The organism is Treponema parvum (assembly GCF_017893965.1).
In the GTDB taxonomy this organism is placed as follows: domain Bacteria; phylum Spirochaetota; class Spirochaetia; order Treponematales; family Treponemataceae; genus Treponema_D; species Treponema_D parvum.
In genome coordinates this window covers 802617-821811 of sequence record NZ_CP054142.1, presented here as the reverse complement: position 1 = coordinate 821811, position 19195 = coordinate 802617, and the positions used below count along the sequence as shown (strand labels likewise).

The following is a 19195-nucleotide window of genomic DNA, read 5'->3' as shown; positions in this document are numbered from 1 at the left end:
ATCGATTACGGATTGAAAACTTTTTAGCTATTTCAAGCGAGCCGCCGGTCGGCGGTAAAATCATAAAAACGCCCCTAAGATCATATCAACGGCGGAAGTAAATTTTACTTTTGCGTCGGGAACTGAAGGCAGCCAGTTAATACGGATGCCTTTTTTTTCCATACCGCGAAACCACGTTTCCTGCCGTTTTGCAAATTGCGCTATCGCGCGGTTAAGAGCTTCATACATGCTTTCTTCCTTATCGTATTTTCCTTCAAGAAATTCCGAAATAAATTTATACTCAAGTCCCAAACTTTCAAGTCTTTGCCAAGAAACGCCTTTTTTATGAAGGTCAAAAACTTCATCGAGCATTCCGGCCTTGAACCTTTCCTGCAGACGTCTTTCAATATTTTCCCGCAATACGGGACGCAAAAGCGTAGTACCGATTATAAAGGGGCGGATTTCGGGCTTAGGCGGCTGAGTTTTTCGGAATTCGATGAGATCGTTTCCGTTCATAAAAGTCTTTATTTCTATGTGACGTATCACGCGTTCGCGGTCTTTTAAATGCGACGAAGTATGAAAATCCGGACACATTTTTAAAAGGATGGCGCCGAGTTCTTCAAGCGTCTTTTTTTCAAGCTCTTCTCTAAGCGAAGGATTTTTCGGCACAGGGACAAGGTCGTAATTCCTTACGACCGAATCGATATACATCCCCGTTCCGCCGACAAGAAAAGGTATTTTACCTCTCTCTGAAATTTGCACAAACGTCTTATAAAAATCACACTGGTAATCGAAAACATTGTATTCATAACTCAGATCCGTAATATCTATCAAGTGATAAGGAATTTTTTTTCCGTCCGGAAGCGTGTATTCGCAAATATCCTTGCCGCTTCCCAAATTAAGTTCCTTATAAACCTGCCTTGAATCCGCCGAGATAATCTCTCCGCCGAATTTATCCGCAAGACGTACGCCCAGAGCCGTTTTTCCTACGGCCGTAGGCCCTAAGAGAACTATCAGGTTGTATTTTTCAAGCGGAAGTTTAACAAAGGAGTCGGCGGACTCTTTTTCAGCCTGCGTTTTGTAAAATCCGTCCGATTCTTTCGACGATTGCGGTGCGGAAAGTCCGTCCTGAATTTCAGAGGTTTGATACAGAGAACGTTCAGCCGAATTTGTCATAAAAACATCTCCGGACACCTCTAGATAATCCGCGCTATCGCACATTTTAAATACTCGGACTTGGGATCTCCCAATAAGACCGGATGATCGTAAGCGGCTCCGCGTTTTTCAATTATCTGCACGCGCTTATGACTGTCAGCCGCAGCGTGCATGAGCATGCTGTAAAACGTAACCGAATCAAAAAAATACGAACAGGAACAGGTGATCAAAAACCCGCCTTCGTTTAAAAGGCGCATTGCACGCAGGTTTATTTCCTTATATCCCCCGTAGGCCTTTTTTATCATCTTTGCGCTCTTTGTAAATGCCGGAGGATCAAGTATTATGACGTCGAATTTTTCATCGTCGGCTTCATATTTTTTTAAAAGATCGAAAACGTCGGCGCACTCGGTCTTTATGATTTTTTCAAAACCGTTTACTCTTATGTTTTCATTTACGATCTCTATCGCTTCAGGCGAAATATCGGCGCAAATTACTTCCCTCGCTCCCGCCTTTGCGGCGTTCAGTCCGAAGGCGCCCGTGTGGCAAAACGCGTCAAGGACTTTTTTGCCGCGGCAGTAGTGCGCCGCCGCCCTGCGGTTAAATTTTTGATCCAAAAAATATCCCGTTTTTTGGCCGTGAGCCAGATCAACTTTCAGTTTTATTCCGTTTTCAACGATGGTGATCGTCTCTTCCCGAGCGGCGCCTATCCAGCCGGCAGTCCGCTTCAATCCTTCTTTTTCGCGTACTTCGGCGTCGCTTCTTTCATAAATTCCGTACGGCGAGCATGTTTTTTTCAGTGCTTCAAGAATTTCATTTCTAAAAACTTCACACGAAAGCGCTAAAAACTGAACGACCAGATATACCTTATGCGATTCGGTACAGTAGCGTTCCACGATAAGCCCCGGAATAAGATCGGCTTCGCCGAAGATTAGGCGGTAAGAATCTTCATCGGAATAATTCAGACGCCGGACGTTAAATGCGTTGTAAATTTTTTTAGACCAGTATCCGCTCAAATCTTTATATATCTTATCTGCGTGTTCGTTTCCGATCATGCGGACGGTAATTTTTGACGTGCGGTTTATGATTCCCGTTCCTAAAAAACCTCCCGCCTTCGTAAAAACTTCAACCGCGCTCCCGTCTTTTACATTGCACTGAGGAAGCGGCGCCTGCGTCCGTTTTCCGTTTTCTAGGTATTTGATAAAGTCTATCTCGTTGTCAAACACCCACGGGAATCCCTGTTCGATTTCTTTTTCTTCACGGGGTTTTAAAAATACGCGCGCAAAATCACTCATAAAAGCGAGTATACACTTAAACGGTCAACCTGTACAATGAAGATACTTTTTAATATAATTCACTTAAAAATTCACTTTAAGAGGATCCTATGCTTTTTATTTTCGATATGGGGGGCGTTTGTATAACGTCCGCCTCGCTTGAAGAACAGATTGCGGACAGCCTGAATATCAGCGTTGCACAGGCCAAAGAATACGCCGTCGACGACAAGGGGCGGGACACGATTAAGCTTTTAGGCGTCGGAGCGATCACGGTTGAACACTATTGGAAGGAGTTTTCAAAAAAATTAGGAAAACCGATAACCGCCGACTATTGGCGGCTGGCTTTGCACCCCAACCGGATTCCCGAAGTTTATGAAATCATAGGTAAATTGATTAAAAACAAGCACCGCGTAGTCTGCGGAACAAACACGATATCGAGTCACTACGATTGTCACCTGGCCAGAAACGACTACGGAATATTCGACATGACATACGCTTCGCATCATATGGGGGTTTTAAAACCGGATCCGCTGTTTTGGCAGATAATTTTAAAATTTGAAAAAACTGAGGCGCAAGATACTTTTTTTATAGACGACAGACAGGAAAACGTTGAGGCGGCCGCAAAACTGGGTATACAAACACACAGATTTACAACCGCCTCAAACTTGGAAGCCGCTTTAAAAAACTGGCTTTAACGCTGCCGTTTTAACTAGGTTATCTTGAAAAACTCGCCTTCAGCGATTTTCAAGATTCAGTCAATATAGGCCGCTCGTTACCGCTTCAAGCTCAAAACGGTTTCAAGCAGCGTATCGGCCGTTTGAATTGTCTTTGCGTTGGACTGAAAACCGCGCTGGGTTACAATCATGTCGGTAAACTGATCCGTAAGATCGACGTTTGACATTTCCAAGGCTCCCGCCAAAAGGCTTCCGTTTCCCGCGATGCCGCTTTCGCCTATTCTTGCGATGCCTGAGTTGTTAGACTGAACATAGGTGTTGTCTCCGGCTTTTTCAAGACCGTTTTGGTTTGCAAACGATGCGAGCGCTACCTGTCCGATCGTGCGGTTAGTACCGTTACTGTAAACGCCGGTAATAACGCCCGAAGAATCGATCTTAAAATTGTCAAGGTAACCCATTGTGTATCCGTCTTGTGCAAAGGCTTTCGTAGTGCTCTTAGACGCCGATTGAGTAACCGTATTTCTCTGACTTCCGATCGTGCCGAGATTTATGTTCATAGTCTGACGGTAAGGAGTTCCGTCGGCATAGGCGTTGGAATCCGGAACGGTAAACGAGGCTTGCAAAACAATTTCTCCCGCCGGATTTGAAACGTTATTAGCCGTGTCTACTGCGGACTGCAGAGTTCCGGTATTGTCAAAATTCACAATAAACGTATTTCCTACTCCGTCAGTTGTTCCGATGCCTATGCGGGTCTGCGTAACTTCCGAATTTTCAGGGTCGACGAGAACCGTCGCCAGCCACTGGTTAGGATTTCCTGGTACGCGTTCAAAGGAAACCGCAAGATTATGAGTGTTGCCGAAACTGTCGTATATTTTAAATTCCGTATTCCAAGTGCCGCGGGCGACGTCGGCTTCGCTTGCGCCTTCAAGAATTTCAGGCGTATTTTTGTCCAGATTGCAGGCAAAATTCACGTTCTGAGTAGCACGAGCGGGATCTTTCGATCCTACGGGAATCGTGAGATCCGTGGGACTCGCCGCCGTAGTCAAAACCTGCTCGCCGTTAAGGTTACGCGCCATCCAACCTTGTACGCGCATACCGTTTGCAGGATTTACGAGAGTCCCGTCCACATCCAGACTGAAAGCTCCCGCGCGCGAATAAAACGATTCTTCGCCGTTTTTCAGAATAAAAAATCCGTTACCTTGAATGGCAAGATCTGTCGAAACGCCGGTTGTCTGAAGGTTTCCCTGAGTGAAGACCGTATCTATCGCAGCGACTGTCATCCCCAGTCCCACTTCCTTGGGATTGACGCCGCCCACTTCAACCGTAGGAGCAGCGGCTCCGGACATCTGCTGTGAAATCATGTCCTGAAAGTTAACGCGTCCGCGTTTGAAACCTGTGGTGTTCACATTTGAAATATTGTTACCGATAACGTCCATCCGTGTCTGGTGATTTTGCAGACCGGAAACCCCGGAATAAAGCGATCTCATCATATAGCTACCCTCTTTTTAATTACCATACACGGCGTTAATTTTTTCCATATCGTACAGAACACCGTTTATCTGCACTTGCGGATTTTCACCGCGGGTCGCACCTTCCACAATACCTTGTATGGTCGTGTCGCCCGTGTTTATTTCAACGGTCTTTCCTATAGTGTTTACAGCGTCGGAAGAACTGAGCATTGACGCCAGCTTTGCGAAGGAGTTACTCATATTGTTTATCTGCTCAAGCGATGAAAACTGCGCCATCTGTGCAATAAACTCGTTATTGTCCATAGGATTTGTAGGATCCTGATGGGAAAGCTGTGTCAGCAGCAATTTTAAAAAATCATCCTTGCCTAATTGCTGACTTGCCGTACGTCCGTTTACCGCAAGTTTTTTGTTAAAATTGTCGGCGGTCATCTGCACCTGTGCTTTTTCCGCCGCGCTCATGGTTGGACTGAAATCCATCATATTCTCCTAAAAATTTCCGTATAGATCGATCCTAAGCTACTATATTCACCGAATAGTCAATGCCGTATTCCCTCTGCATTTCCGGCGTCGGCGAAGAAACTTCCGCATAATCGCCGTATACCTTATCCGAAATATCCTGCATATGCTTTTGGTTGTCCTGCCCTCCGCCCGCGTTTCCTCCGGCATTATGATTAGCCATTGAAAGATCGAACGAAGCCGACTCAAAACCGCTTTGCATAAAGGCGTTTTTTAACGCTTGGATATTGCCTTCAAACGCCGCCAACGCTTCGCGTGAATTTACGGTTATGTGCCCCGTAATTATTTTATCGGCCAATTCAAGATTTATCTTAACGTTTCCTAAAGATTCCGGGTGAAGGACCATGGATATGTTTCCAAAGTTATTGTCTTTTAAAACTATGGAACCTGCCCGGGCAAATTCAGCCGCCTTATCCTGAATAAGATTTGAAAGCATTGTTTGAAAATTTGAATTTACGGTTCCGGCCGGCCGGGTTCGTTCGGACAACATGTTAGGGTCTATTTGATTTTGATTAAGATCGAATGTAAACTGCATATTGCTGCCGTCAAAACGCATTTGCGTTTTAAAACCCGATCCGGCGGAATTTTTATCCAAGGCCGATCTTACCTCGGACATATCCTGCGATTCCGCCAAAGAGCGCAAATCCGTAACTTCAAAGACAAGTTTTTCGCCTAAAACGACTGTCTTTTTACGGGAATCCCCTTTAACGCCCGTAACGTCATCCGATACGTCTTCTCCTGCACGCTTCTTCTTTGCGGCATTTTTTAAGGCCGCTTCCGCCTTCGCGCCTTCGAGTCCGATTCCTATAAGGGCGGATTCATTACTGGGAATTTCTTTTGATCTTTTTCCTGCGCCCGACGCATCTTTTTCGCCGAGCTTTTTACCGGCCGACCCCGCTCTTTCAGGCTCGATTCCTTCTGCAAGGTATATTTCATCCGCATCTTCCGCTTGAAAAGATTTTTTAGAGCTTGCATCTTCGGCGTCAAGTTCTGCGGCATTTGAACTTCTAAGACGCGCGTAAACGGCGTCTTTTTTTGCGTGCAGAGCATTCGCCGCGTCGGATCCTTCGATTGTACCGGCATCTTCGCCTGTGCCGCCGTCTCCTTTTAGAGCCGTTTTTTCTGAAATTTCAGCCTTGTCGGCGGCTTTTTGAGTTTCAGTGTCTTTACCGGCCGCTTCTTCCCGGCCGGCGGCCGCAGCTTTCTCAGCTTTAGTATCGCCCGTAACGGTCTTACTGCTCGAACCGTCCGCCCTATTTCCGCCGTCTTCCACCGCCGCATTTTTTACGCCGCTTGGATTTTCCGTCACACCGCCTGTCGAAGGATTTCCGCCGGACAAAGCTCTTTCAGAAACCGATTCCGGCCGTCTATCCGACAAGCCGATTTTACCGGCAGGATCGGAAAAAATCGCGGAATTACCCATGCCGGCAAGGATTCCGGCTCCGGCAGACTTAATCATTTCCGAAGCGCCTTCTTTTTGACTAAGCGAAGAACCGGACGTTTCCGCTTTAAGCAAATTCAAAAAAGAAAACGACGAGTGCGAAGGGGCGTGAGACTGTTTTGCAAACGGATTTTGCAGGTTTTGATTGTCAAACGAAACGTTGACAGTCTGCATAGATTCCACCTCCAATGTTAAAAACATCGGAAATACGGCAGAACCTGTCGCCTAGTTCAACGATTCGGGTTTATTGACCATCTTACGCTGGATCTCGGCCGCACGGGTCGCAGGCATAAGGGAAAGCCAATAAGAAACCATAGAACTTGAACCGCTTGCTTTTGCCTGTTCTTCGACTTTGCGAAGAACGTCTATGACTGTTTGGTCGTCCATTGCAAGCAAAATGTTCACCGCATTTTGCGGAGCCATTCCGGTCAAATTCTGCGAAATTTGCACGATGTTTACATTCTTATCATCGTACTTTTTTACAACATTGTTGAATGTTTTTTCCCTTTCTTCTTGAGTTTTTATTCTTTCTTCGAGTTCCTGAGCGATTTGGCGGTTGTGTTGCTCCGCCGCCGCAAGATCCTCGTCGCGTTTATCAAGTTCCTGCTTGTAAATATTCAGAGCTTCTCGCTGCCTGTCGAGTCTGTCCTGATCAAGATCCGCAGTTAAAGGATGCGACGAAGTTGAGGAAAGCGAAGTTTGAGGTTCTCTTCCCAAAAGACGGTACACAGGCGAAAAAAAGGTCTTTGCGTGAATTACGCCAAGGTAATCGAACCACAAAAGGCCGCCTAAAATGAGTATGACGATTAAAAATAAAAGTACTATGGATTTTCCCAAGCCGGAACCGTGTCGTGCCACGTTTTCTCTCCGTATTATCGATTAATGTTTAAATAATATACCATAATTGAAGCATGCGCAATAATAGGTTTACAAATGCGTGTTGTCACGCAATCTCATTGTATATATAATGACAGACATATCGGGGTGTGATCCTTACGGAAAATTTTCTGCGGATCTCTGAGAATATACCCGAGGGCGCCGTACGGCCGCCCCAACCTGATCCGGATAATACCGGCGGAGGTAGATATGAAGAAAATTCTTTATACCTTTATCCTTTTATCTTTAATCAATTTTTCACTTACGGCAGGCGGAAGATCCGAAGCGGATCGAACAAAGAGCGGTTCTTCTCAAAGGCAAAAAGAGGTCGTAGTCTATACATACGACTCATTTGTTTCCGACTGGGGAGCGGGGCCTGAAATCACAAAAAAATTCGAACAAAAGACGGGGCTTAAACTATCGCTCGTTTCAGTAGGCGACGGGGCGCAGATTCTTTCGCGCGCAATTCTTGAAAAAAACGATCCGCAGGCGGACGTTCTGCTCGGGATAGACAATAATCAAACCGATGCGGCGCGAAAGGCTAAAATCTTAAGTGCGTACAAGCCTTCTGGCGCTGAAGAAATTCTTTCGGAGCTTCTTTTTACGGACGATTATCTTTTAACTCCGTTCGACTGGAGCTGTTTTGCCCTGATTTACGACACACAGTCAAGTGTCCCCGCGCCCGAATCTCTTGAAGACCTTACGAGGCCCGAATATTCAAAAAAACTCATCCTCATGGATCCGCGTATGTCCACTCCGGGACTCGGCTTTGCGGCGTGGACAATAGCCGTTTTTAAAGACAAGTATCTTGACTTTTGGAAGCATCTCAAGCCCTCGATTTTGACAATGGCTCCAGGATGGGATGCGGGATACGGACTTTTTACGCACGGAGAAGCTCCTCTTGTAGTAAGCTACACGACAAGCCCCGCTTATCACGTTGAATATGACAAGACAGACCGATACAAGGCTCTGATATTTGCCGAAGGCCACATAATGCAGATAGAAGGAGCGGGCGTCGTAAAAGGAGCGCAAAACGAAAAGGGGGCAAAAGCCTTTATGGATTTTTTGATCTCGGAAGACGCACAAAGCATAATTCCTCTAACCCAGTGGATGTATCCGGTAAACAAAAATACGGTTCTTCCGGATTGCTATAAGGCGGCTCCGCAAGCGGATAAAAAGCTTTCCGTAGACAACGCAAGTCTCGGCGCCGCCGTAGAAAAAATAATGGCCGCCGTTCAATGACGATTCAGTGATGATTTAGTGATGAAAAAAACAGCAGGGCCTAAGTATTTGCCGACAAAGACCATTCTATACACGGCGTGCGCATGTGCGGCCTTGCTTTGTACTGTAATCCTGATAGCGACGTTCGTTATTCCGTTTGTTGCGGCAGTCTCGCCCGCCTTTACAAGCGTTCGGGAAGAAAAATTCCAATACGCTTTTTTTTCGGTTATAAAACCGGCGTTTTTTACCGTACGTTTGGCGTTTTTTTCAACGGCGCTTGCAGTTGCGGTCGGACTTCCGGCCGCATATCTTATTGCAAACAAAAAATTTTTAGGGCGCAGCTTTTTAGAATCGCTTTCGGCAATCCCGCTGTGTTTCCCTCCGCTGTTGGTAGCGTTGGGCTATGTAAGCGCGTTCGGAATGCAGGGCTCCGTAAACAAGGTTTTAATGAAAGCATTCAATTTCGAGCGGCCGCCCGTAACTTTTTTATATTCCTTTGCCGGTATAATACTAGTTCAGGGATTTTACAATTTTCCGATCGTAATGAAGACCGTAGGAGATTCATGGAAAAGGATTCCTAAGGAAATGCAGGAAGCCGCCAAAATGCTGGGTGCAAAGAATTTCTGTGTTTTCAGAACCGTAACAATATTTCAGCTGCTGCCGTCCCTTGCCGCTTCTTCACTGATCGTATTTTTATTTTGCTTTTTCAGCTTTATCATCGTTTTACTGTTCGGTCCCGTAGGCAGCGCTACGCTAGAAGTGGAAATATATCAAGCCGCCCGCTCGACCCTTAATTTTTACAAAGCGTCCGTGCTTTCCCTTTTGGAAACGGCTATAGCCGTGTCGGTTATCGTACTCCACGCAAAGGCTGAAAAACTTTCGAAAAAAAACAAGGGCATAAGCCTTTCAAACAATGTCGGCGGCGGAGATGATAAAAACGGCAAAAACTTTTTAAAAAACTCCCCTCTTCCGGAAAAAATCCTGGCCGCTTTTGTGATTTTTCTTATCGCCGTCTGTTTTCTTTTGCCTCTTTTTATGCTTGCGGTCAACGCTTTTTCCGGCAATGCGGGACAACGCGCCGCAAGATACGTGAATTTTACTTTTGCAAATTTTATAAAAATATTCTCGCAAAAATCGTTTTATGTTTCGGTAAAACACACGTTTCAAACGGCTTTTTCTACGGCCGTTTTATGTACGGCGGCGGGAACAGCATATTCCTTTGCCGTCAAAAGATTTTCAAACCCGAAAATAATCTTCCTCATCGTTCCGCTGCTTCCCATGGCGGTTTCGTCGGTCGTAACCGGCTTCGGGATGACGCAATTTATAAGGCGCGGTTCTCCGCTGACGATGATTCTCGCCCAGTCCGCATTATACTGGCCGTTCGCCTTCAGACAGATAATGCACGGAGTCGACAGAATTCCAAAAGAAATTCAAGAAGCGTCCGTCCTTTTTACTGCAGGACGGTTTGACAGATATTTTTCCGTAATGTTGCCCTTGTGTAAAACAAATATAATAAGCGCGTTCGGTTTTTGTTTCGCACTGAGCGCGGGAGACGCCGCTCTGCCGCTTATCTTAGCGATTCCGCGTTATGACACGCTTTCTCTTTTTACATACAGGCTTGCAAGTTCGTACCGCTTTGACGACGCCTGCGCATGCGGGTGCATTCTCGCGCTTCTTACGGCGGGAGTCTTTTATTTAAGTTCAAAATTTCCAGGAAAAAACCTATGAGCTATCTTGAAATTTCTCATCTTGTAAAAACTTGGAACGACGATAAAAAAAACAAGTTTTTTCTGAAGCAGCCGCATGAAAGCGAATTCGATCAAAAAGCGCGTCAGAATTTTTCGATAGATTTTTCATGTTCGCTTGAAAAAGGTTTGATTTTGGGAATCGCAGGGCAATCGGGAAGCGGAAAGTCTACGGTGCTGCGGCTCATAAGCGGACTTTTGGAAAGCGACGACAGCCGCATAAGCCGCATACGGGTGGACGGCGGCAAAGAGTTTACCGAAAAACCCAAGATTTTACTTGACGGCAAGGACATTTCAAAACTTCCGCCTGCCAAACGCGGAATAGGCATGGTCTTTCAAACTCCCGCACTTTTTCCTCACCTGAGAGTGGACGATAACGTCGCATACGGATTGCGTTACGGAGACGTTTCATCCGAAGTCCGACTTTCAAAAAAAGAAGCAAGAAAATACGCCGCCGAATACCTTGACAAATTCAACATGAAAGACCTCGCCGAACGCTTTCCCGATTCACTTTCAGGCGGAGAAGCCCAGCGCGTAAGCCTTGCCCGCACGCTTATCATGAACCCTTCTCTCGTCCTTTTTGACGAGCCTTTTTCCGCCTTGGACGCGCCTCTCCGTAAAAAACTGGCAAAAGAGATAAAGCAGCTTCAAATTCGGACAGGCTTTACAGGAATCCTTGTAACCCACGATATAAACGAAATAAAAGCTATGTGCGACGCAGTTACGGTGCTTTACAGGGGAAAGCAGATTTGGACGGGAGATCCTAATGATTTTTGCGAAGAACTCTTGCTCGGTTCATAGAGTTTATAAGACTCACAGGGCTGCCACAAAATTTCAGCTTTGGGCGGTTTTCGTGATTTTCCGCCGCCGAGGGAAATCACTATCACGACTTGCCGCAATCATTTGCCCATCCGTCTATCTTCCTGCCGATTTTTGCGATCAGGGCAATGATCTCACCTTTTTTATTTTCGGTATAAAACGAAGCTTTGGCGTTTAATTTTGCCGCGAGCGGAAAAAGCGATGAAATTTTTTCCATGTCGACGCTTTTTGCGTCATATTCCAAAAGCACGCTTCCCGTCCTTTCATTGTATGAAACGGAGCGGATCCTTCCCAGCTTTGCGGCTACGTCCATAGCCGCTTGTCTTATATCCTCGTCGCGCAATATACGATCGCGGAGCCGTATGCGCCCGGGGAAATAATTGATCTGCATCGCTTAACGCTTACCGAGCAGCGATTTTGCCGCAACCGCGCTGAACAAAATCGTTGAAAGATTGTGAAGCACTGCGGCAAGAGCGGGACTTAAAATTCCTGCCAATCCGGCCATAATCAAAACGGAATTCACCGCAACGATGCCGCGGTTATTGCGGTCGATCTTTTCAAGAAGCCTTTGCCCCAAAACACGCGTAGTCAGCAGATCCGAAAGTCCGTTTTCCGAAGATAAAACTATGTCGGCCGTCGCGCTTGTAATATCGGCGCAGTCGCCCATAGCGACTCCTATATCGGCAGTTGCAAGTGCGGGAGCGTCGTTTATTCCGTCCCCTATCATAAGAACCTTGTGCCCAGCCTCTTTTTGCTTTTTTATGTATGAAACCTTATCTTCAGGCAGAGCCCTAAAAATATAAAAGTCGATTTTTGCGGCTTTCGCGGCGGTTTTTGCGGCTCCCTCGTCGTCTCCGGTTATCATCGCGCACGTAGTAACCCCGTTTTCATGCAAAAGCTCTATTATGCGTTCGGCGTCCTTACGCACAGGATCCGTAACGGCCAAAACACCAAGCAACTGTCCGTCTTCCGCAAGATACAAAAGAGATTCTCCCCTGTCGACGGCCTCTTTTTGAATACGCTCCATATTCTCAGGTACGGCTACGCGCTCGTCTTCAAAGACAAAATGTCTGCTTCCTATGATAAGTTTTTTTCCGTCCATAGTCGTAGCGATGCCGTGGGCAACCACGTATTCCACCTTGGCGTGCCTTTCACGGTGCTTGAGTTTCCTGTCGGCGGCGGCCTGAACTATAGCGCGCGAAACAGGATGAATAAAATGCTCTTCAAGGCAAGCCGCAATCGTGAGCACCTGACTTTCAGTAAGATTTCCGAACGGAATTACTCGGGACAACTTAGGTACGGCCGCAGTCAAAGTTCCGGTTTTGTCGAATACTACGGTATCGGCATGCGACGCTTCTTCAAGAAATTTGCCGCCTTTTACCAAAATACCGTGTTCGGAAGCCTCCTTCATGGCGCTTAAAACGGCGATCGGAGAAGCAAGTTTCATCGCGCATGAATAGTCCACCATAAGAGTGGCCATAACCTTTGTAATATCGCGCGTCGCAACAAATACCAGCAGAGAAAGCAAAAAATTATACTTTACAAGGGTGTTCGCAAGATTTTCGGAGCGGATCTGAGAAGAAACTTTAAGCGATTGGGATGAATCGATCATGGCAAGTATGTTTTGAACCTTCGTTTGGCTTCCCACTGCGCGTACTCGAATAAAAAGCTCCCCTTCCTGAACTATAGTTCCTGCAAAAACCGATTGTCTTTCTCTTTTTTCCACTGCGAGAGGTTCGCCGGTGATTGAAGCCTGATTTATCAACGCTTCACCTTTTATAACATCGCCGTCGGCAGGAATCACCGCGCCCGTGCGCACTGCAACCGTATCTCCCGTTTTAAGCATATAAAGCGGGACGGATTTTTCCGTATCCCCTTCTACGAGCCGGACTTGCTCGTGTTCGTTAAGCATAGTATGGGCTAGATTGTCGTACGATCTTTTTTTTGTAAAAGTTTCAATGGCTTCCCCTACGTTAAGAAGAAAATTGATATTGGAAGCGGTATTCATGTCACCGTTTACGGCAGCCATAGTGATAGCGGTTGCGTCAAGAACAGCGGCGTTAAAAATATCGCCGCGCGCAACATGGCTCATGCCTTTAAATATTCTGGGTAAAAAGGCTGCGACGTTTAAAATAAGCCGTATTGAAGGAGGAAAAAGCCTGCGTATATAATGGTTTGCCGTCATTGCAAAAAGCGCGCCCCAAAGGCCGTGATCTTTAACGGGCTCTTCCACAGAAGAAAGCATTTCTTCATCGCAAAGATATTTGTCCGAAAGCGCCGCAAAAAGAGCTTCTATTTTTTTTCGGGACAAGACGGATTCGTCATAATAAATAAGGAACGCGGCGGTAACACAATTGACCGTCACCTTTATCATTCCTTCCTGCACGCAGAGCAGCTGCCGAGCCAAAGCCGCCTGATGCGAAGAAATTTCATCCTTGTTGTATCCTACCCTGATACGTCCCGGAAGAGAATGTTTAATATAAAAATTCATGAAGGATCAGTTCTTTTTTGCAGCGGTCTTTTTTGAAACTTTTTCGGCTGCTACATCTTCGGCGTCTTCTTTTACGGATTCAAGAAATTCAAAGGCTTCTTCTTTTAACTGAAGACCTGCCGCAGCGACTTTCGCGACACCCTTTCTAAAAGTGCTTGTCTTAATAAGAGACGCAGCAGCGGCGCCCACCAAAACTCCGATCAAAAAATTTTTTCCTATTGTCATAATAACTCCCATAAAAAGCAACGGTGCTATTTCAGACGTTGTTTTTTTTATAATTTCAGGGCGGCTTTTTGCGATTTTATCGCAAAAACCGGGCTTATCGCACACGGATGTGCGACCTACAATCAAGGCCGACAGTTTTTGAAAAAAAACTGTTCGTTTAAGAAAAACAAGAATGTTTTTCTTAGTCCCTCAGTCGCACACGGATGTGCGACCCACAATCAAGGCTGACAGTTTTTGAAAAAAACTGTTCGTTAAAGAAAAACAAGGATGTTTTTCTTAAACTATAATAAAGAACTTACATGAATTTATCAACTGCGTGCCAAAGCGTGTGCGCCAAAAATGCGCGAATGCAGTCACAAAGCCGGCGCATAAATATTTCTAAAAACGAGTGTCCCACCTGCCGCAAAAAACGTTTTCCCTAAACTTACCCGTAAACGGCTGTTTGCCGGTCATCTTGTCCACGGTGGCTTCTATGGCCTCGCTATGCGACATATACGAGTTTATATAGCAGCGCGCCATAGGAACATCGATGAGCATATTCGTAAACGAAAGCGAAACCGCAAACGTAGGAACTTCGGAAAAATACCACGGCTGTTTTGCAGGCATGTCCCATTTTACGCGCATGGTGTTGAATTGCGCAAAACCCGAAACATTGAGAACGAGCATGACGGCGTCGTATTTCTTTTTAAATTCTTCACATTTTCCTTTGACTTTCATCGGCTCAAAATCAACGGCAAAGCCTCTGGCCTCAAGCGCTTTCACAATGTCTTTTATGACATCTTCGTTGTTTGAAGGCAGTTTGGTTCCTGCTATAACCATATCGTCGGCGCCGATGTATATGAGCTTTATGTTCTTATATTTTTCAGGCGTCATAGGAAGATAACGGTCTCTGTCTTTTACGAGCGTCACAAATTCGGCCGCCAAATCTCTTGCGATCTTTTTGTGTTCGGCGCATCCCACCACGGAAAGATTTTTTTCAGGAGGAACCAGAGAGCCGGCCTTCTGCTTTTCGGGAAGCCCGATAGCGGCCTTAAGTCCTATTATCCTGTGAAGCGCGTCGGAAAGCCTTTCTTCGGATATTATTCCTTTTTTATAGCCGTCCATCATATATTGAAAGTCTTCGTCCTTATCGTTAAAAAACAAAAACATATCGCAGCCGGCGGCAATGGCCGAAGGAACCTGCTGCGAACGCGGTACTGTCGCGCCGAACATTCCTATCATATGAGAGGCGTCCGTAACGACGAGCCCGTTATAGCCCAGCTTTTCGCGCAGTAATTTTTGGATTAATTCAGGAGCCAAGGTTGCCGGACGGATGTCCTCGTCTTTTAGTGAAGGATCAAGCTTTTTCGAATATTTAGGAAGCGCTATATGACCCGCCATAATCGTCATAACGCCTTCATCTATAAGCGCTTTATAAACCTTGCCGAACGTTTTGTCCCATTCTTCCGGCGAAAGATCGTTTACTCCCATGATAAGGTGCTGATCATTTTCTTCAGTACCGTCGCCCGGAAAATGCTTTATACACGTGGCGATGCCGAATTCCCTCATCGCTTTAAAAAACGATTTTGCAAAACGGATAACGTCGTCAGGATTTTCGTTATATGCCCGCAGATTGACTATAGTGTTGCGCCAATTATAGGGCAAGTCCACAATGGGAGCAAAATTCCAGTTGCAGCCGACCGCATCGGCTTCGGCGGCGCAGACTTTTCCCATCTTATATACGCATTCTTCCTTGCCTATGGCGGAAAGCGCCGCTCCGCATGCAACGGCAGTGCCGCCCGTCATTCCTCCGTTTCCTCCGGCTTCGCAGTTTGACGCGATCAATAAAGGAATGCGGCTTGTTTTTTGCAGACATTCGGCCATATTGCGGATTTCTGCGGGAGGCGCGTTGTGATAGCGGACGCCGCCCACGTGATATTTTTCCAATAATTTTGAAATGTTTTCAGGCTTACGGTCATCCGCCGACGCCAAAAGCGTAATAAAAAGCTGCCCGATTTTTTCTTCAACGCTCATGGAAGAAATTGTCTTTTCCACCCAATCAATCTGAGCGTCGTTTAAGTAAAACGGTTTTGCCCTTAAGTCTACCATCGTGATCCTCCGGAATAATCAATAAATTTAATCAATAGCATAAATTTCGAATTTCATTTTAGGGCGGCGGTTGCGCACGGATGTGCGGCACGGCCTTTTACCGCGCTTCACACCACGACGCGTCGTTTTTCAGACGCCGGCGCCAAGGTTTTTCCAAAACGCGGCGAGCATTTCCTTTTCATGAGGTTCGTAACTGTGTTTTAAAAGGCGATCCACAGCCGCCGCTGCATTCAGCCAGCTTTCCTTTTCTTTTTTTACCAAAATAGGATAACAGTGCACGCCGTTTTGTTCTGCGGCTTTTACATCGCCGGGAGCGTCTCCTATCATCAAGACATTGCCGGCCTCATAGCCTTTTTTCAAAAGAGCCGCTATGCATGCGTCTTTTGGTCCGTCTTCCTGACATAACAGAATATCGACGTGCTCCGCTATTCCCGTGCGCGTCCATTCTTCCTTAACCGCAGACCGGTTTGCGCTTGAAACGCCTGCAACGTCGCATGTTTTGTGTATTTGTTTAAGAGAATCGCGCACTCCCTCAAACGGCAAAAGTTCGGATTCATCAAGAGAGGCAATTTGAGAATTTACTTTTTTTGACCAAGCGAGAGCCTTTTTTAAGCAGAAATCATTCATTTTGCCTTGTGCGGCATCCAAGACGGCTTTTTCCAAAACGGAATTTGAAAGCGCTTCGGCGTTTTCAGTCCACGCGACAAATTCATCAAGCCCTTCGATCTTCCTTATTTTGGAATCTATGTATGAAAGAACTGTCGCAAGCGCCTTATAACGATTTATGCCGCGCGTCAATGAAAACAGGTTTACCTCGTTCCACTTGTCCAGAACTTCTTTGCGGTAATCGTCAAGCTCCCATTCTTTTACCAGCTCCGGGCCGAAGCATTTGAAATGCTTTACATTCATCGTGTCCATTGCGCAGCCGTCGCTGTCCACACAGACAAGAAAATCCTTTTTCTTTTTATAATCTTCGATCGAAACGGAAATATTCATAATCTTTATTATAGCACGGCAGCGATAAAAAATGAAACCGGGCTCGTACATGTTGCATAGTACGCGGAAGACTTAAGTTTTAAAATAAACGCTATAAATTAAAAATAATTTTATTACGGTTTTCGGCTGCATTGGCTTTTGCCGGCGCGAATACCGATTACTTAGCCGCCTTGTCTTTTCTGTCTATGTGCTCAAATACCTGTGCGACGTCTTTTAAAAGATCGCTTATGGGAAGTTTTTGCGGGCATATTTTTTCACACCTTTTACAGACTATGCATTGCGAAGCCTTGGCCGTACCTGACGCCAAATTTGTATAATATATCTGCTGTCGGGCGTATTTTTTTCGATTTATTTGGCGGTCCTTGTTGTACAGCATAAAAAAATCCGGAATAGGGATGTGTTTGGGACAACCGTCCACACAATACCTGCATGCGGTGCACGGAATGGAAATTTCCTTTTTTATCTTTTGAACCGCAAGATCTATAAGCGCCTTTTCCGCATCTGAAAGCGGTTGAAAATTTTTCATATACGAAACATTGTCTTCCACTTGCGAAGCGTCGGACATTCCCGAAAGCACCGTGTCCACATTAGGCAGACTTGCGGCAAAACGTATCGACCATGATGCAAGCGACATATCGGGAGCGGCTTTTTTGAAAATACCCGCCACATCGTCTGAAAGATTTACCAAAGTTCCGCCTTTTACCGGTTCCATGACTATGACGGGTTTGGAATGTTTTATGCAAACTTCATAATTTTTTCTGGAACAAACGCTTTCGCTTTCCCAATCCAAATAGTTTATTTGAAGCTGCACAAATTCCGTTTCAGGGTGTTCCGAAAGAATCCTGTCGAGAAGTTCGGGTTTGTCGTGATAAGAAAAACCGAGACGTCGTATTCTTCCTTCTTTTTTTAGTTCGGATAAAAACTCAAAGGTTTCATATTTAACGGCACGCTCGTAATTTGCTTCGTTCAGGCAATGCAGCAAGTAATAGTCAAAATAGTCCGCGCCCGTTTTTTCCGTTTGCTTTTCGAAAACCTGTTTTTGCTCTTCTTTGGAGCCGATCATCATAACGGGCATCTTAGTTGCAACGGTAAAAGAATTTCTTGAGTGTCGTTTAACAAGGGCTTCCCGTAAAACTTCTTCGCTTGTAAAAGAATGATACATCCACGCAGTGTCAAAATATGTGAAACCGTTTTCCAAAAAACGGTCCACCATAATTTTTACCTGCTCTATGTCCACGCTCGCAGGATCGTCAGAATTCTTTATGGGTAGGCGCATAAAGCCGAACCCAAGTTTTTTTGTTTTCATAAAATTTGTTCCCCACATTTTACAGTTGCTTCTAAAACCGAAGTCTTTAGAGGTAACTTTTAAGATGCCCTTATATTATATCACAGGCAGGTTGCGGTGTGCTTTTTTATACAATTCGATAGTAGTATCGATGTGCTCGCAAATAGCTTTTTGCAAGCGCAAAAGATCTGCGCTGAAAAGCGCATCCACGATCTCATCGTGCTGTTGTATAGTGAGCCTAAGAGATTTTGCGTTATGGATGTGAAAACCCACAAACATGCATTGATGTGTGTGAAGATTTTCGTATTCCGTTATTATGACGGGATTGCCGCAAGTCTTTACCAGTTCCTTATGCAGAGCATAGTCGTGTTCGGAAAGTTTTCCGAATGTCTCTTGAGTAAAATATTCGGCGCATTTTTCATATTCGGAATCAGTTTGTTCAAGCAGGTGCTTTATTTTATTCCGTATCTTATCACTGTTTTTTACCGATTCTATAGCGGACGCTGCGCAATACTGTTCTATCATCTGGCGGGCACGCCAGATATGCCGCATCTCTTCAAAATCAAAAGATTTTACCTTTATGCCGCATTTAGGAATTGCAACGACAAGTCCTACAGCAACAAGTTGATTCAACGCCTGTTTAACGGGAGTTTCGCTTACTTTAAAGTCCTCGCAAAGCCGGCGCACGGTAAGCCGCTCGTTTTGAACGTAAAGCCCCCGTTTGATGCGGCTTTTGATCTTGTCGGCCAATTCGTCGGCAAGCAGCGTCGATTCCATATCAATTCTCCTGTTTTGGGTAAATAATATAAGGAAAATATGAATATGTACAGAACAAAAATTTGAAAAACGGAATGCACCGGCGCCTGTAAAGTTAAAATTTGAAAGCAGAATACCGTTGCCACAGGCGGGACAAAAATCGGCAAAAACGCGGACGAAAGTGTAAA

The 19195-nt window shown here is 45.6% G+C and carries 17 protein-coding genes; 4 read left to right on the top strand and 13 right to left on the bottom strand.

Annotated elements, in window-relative coordinates:
• Window positions 1-60: 60 nt before the first annotated feature.
• Window positions 61-1155 (bottom strand): tRNA (adenosine(37)-N6)-dimethylallyltransferase MiaA, encoded by a 1095-nt coding sequence (gene miaA, locus HRQ91_RS03675; RefSeq protein ID WP_210120315.1) that lies wholly within the window; start codon window positions 1153-1155, stop codon window positions 61-63.
• 20 nt (window positions 1156-1175) lie between these two features.
• A complete protein-coding gene (locus HRQ91_RS03670) occupies window positions 1176-2426 on the bottom strand; it encodes a class I SAM-dependent rRNA methyltransferase (protein ID WP_210120314.1) in 1251 nt (416 codons plus the stop codon).
• 89 nt (window positions 2427-2515) lie between these two features.
• On the opposite strand from HRQ91_RS03670, the gene HRQ91_RS03665 reads away from it, so the two are divergent.
• The gene (locus HRQ91_RS03665) at window positions 2516-3100 is read left to right on the top strand and encodes an HAD-IA family hydrolase (RefSeq protein WP_210120313.1); all 585 of its coding nucleotides are present in this window, start codon (window positions 2516-2518) and stop codon (window positions 3098-3100) included.
• Window positions 3101-3177: 77 nt separating this feature from the next.
• Here the strand turns inward: HRQ91_RS03665 and flgE are convergent, their stop codons facing one another.
• The 4 genes from flgE to HRQ91_RS03645 are packed head-to-tail and all read right to left on the bottom strand — an operon-like array spanning window position 3178 to window position 7363.
• Entirely contained in the window at window positions 3178-4569 is a 1392-nt protein-coding gene (flgE, locus tag HRQ91_RS03660; protein ID WP_210120312.1) for a flagellar hook protein FlgE, read from the bottom strand.
• 15 nt (window positions 4570-4584) lie between these two features.
• Window positions 4585-5028, bottom strand: a complete 444-nt coding sequence (gene flgD, locus HRQ91_RS03655) for a flagellar hook assembly protein FlgD (protein WP_338064311.1) — start codon at window positions 5026-5028, stop codon at window positions 4585-4587.
• Window positions 5029-5059: 31 nt separating this feature from the next.
• Window positions 5060-6679, bottom strand: a complete 1620-nt coding sequence (locus tag HRQ91_RS03650; protein WP_210120311.1) for a flagellar hook-length control protein FliK — start codon at window positions 6677-6679, stop codon at window positions 5060-5062.
• A gap of 51 nt (window positions 6680-6730) precedes the next feature.
• Entirely contained in the window at window positions 6731-7363 is a 633-nt protein-coding gene (locus HRQ91_RS03645) for a periplasmic-type flagellar collar protein FlbB (protein ID WP_210120310.1), read from the bottom strand.
• 228 nt (window positions 7364-7591) lie between these two features.
• On the opposite strand from HRQ91_RS03645, the gene HRQ91_RS03640 reads away from it, so the two are divergent.
• Genes HRQ91_RS03640 through HRQ91_RS03630 form a run of 3 tightly spaced genes read left to right on the top strand, consistent with a single transcriptional unit; the run spans window position 7592 to window position 11148 of the window.
• Window positions 7592-8623: a thiamine ABC transporter substrate-binding protein gene (locus HRQ91_RS03640; protein WP_210120309.1), complete on the top strand. Its 1032-nt coding sequence runs from the start codon at window positions 7592-7594 to the stop codon at window positions 8621-8623.
• 21 nt (window positions 8624-8644) lie between these two features.
• On the top strand, window positions 8645-10330 hold the full coding sequence (locus HRQ91_RS03635) for an ABC transporter permease (protein WP_210120308.1): 1686 nt from the start codon (window positions 8645-8647) through the stop codon (window positions 10328-10330).
• Window positions 10327-11148, top strand: a complete 822-nt coding sequence (locus HRQ91_RS03630; protein ID WP_210120307.1) for an ABC transporter ATP-binding protein — start codon at window positions 10327-10329, stop codon at window positions 11146-11148. Before HRQ91_RS03635 ends, HRQ91_RS03630 begins: the two co-directional genes overlap by 4 nt.
• 82 nt (window positions 11149-11230) lie before the next feature.
• On the opposite strand, the gene HRQ91_RS03625 is transcribed toward HRQ91_RS03630, so the two are convergent.
• The 7 genes from HRQ91_RS03625 to HRQ91_RS03595 form a co-directional block, all read right to left on the bottom strand.
• Window positions 11231-11557 (bottom strand): HMA2 domain-containing protein, encoded by a 327-nt coding sequence (locus HRQ91_RS03625; protein WP_210120306.1) that lies wholly within the window; start codon window positions 11555-11557, stop codon window positions 11231-11233.
• Window positions 11558-11560: 3 nt separating this feature from the next.
• A complete protein-coding gene (locus HRQ91_RS03620; RefSeq protein ID WP_210120305.1) occupies window positions 11561-13657 on the bottom strand; it encodes a heavy metal translocating P-type ATPase in 2097 nt (698 codons plus the stop codon).
• Window positions 13658-13663: 6 nt separating this feature from the next.
• Window positions 13664-13882: a hypothetical protein gene (locus tag HRQ91_RS03615; RefSeq protein WP_210116886.1), complete on the bottom strand. Its 219-nt coding sequence runs from the start codon at window positions 13880-13882 to the stop codon at window positions 13664-13666.
• Window positions 13883-14260: 378 nt separating this feature from the next.
• Window positions 14261-15970: a glycoside hydrolase family 3 protein gene (locus HRQ91_RS03610; protein WP_246473270.1), complete on the bottom strand. Its 1710-nt coding sequence runs from the start codon at window positions 15968-15970 to the stop codon at window positions 14261-14263.
• Between the two features lie 129 nt (window positions 15971-16099).
• Entirely contained in the window at window positions 16100-16966 is an 867-nt protein-coding gene (locus HRQ91_RS03605; RefSeq protein WP_210120304.1) for an HAD family hydrolase, read from the bottom strand.
• Between the two features lie 157 nt (window positions 16967-17123).
• The gene (locus HRQ91_RS03600; RefSeq protein WP_210120303.1) at window positions 17124-18272 is read right to left on the bottom strand and encodes an aldo/keto reductase; all 1149 of its coding nucleotides are present in this window, start codon (window positions 18270-18272) and stop codon (window positions 17124-17126) included.
• 75 nt (window positions 18273-18347) lie between these two features.
• On the bottom strand, window positions 18348-19028 hold the full coding sequence (locus HRQ91_RS03595) for a GntR family transcriptional regulator (RefSeq protein ID WP_210120302.1): 681 nt from the start codon (window positions 19026-19028) through the stop codon (window positions 18348-18350).
• Window positions 19029-19195 lie beyond the last annotated feature (167 nt).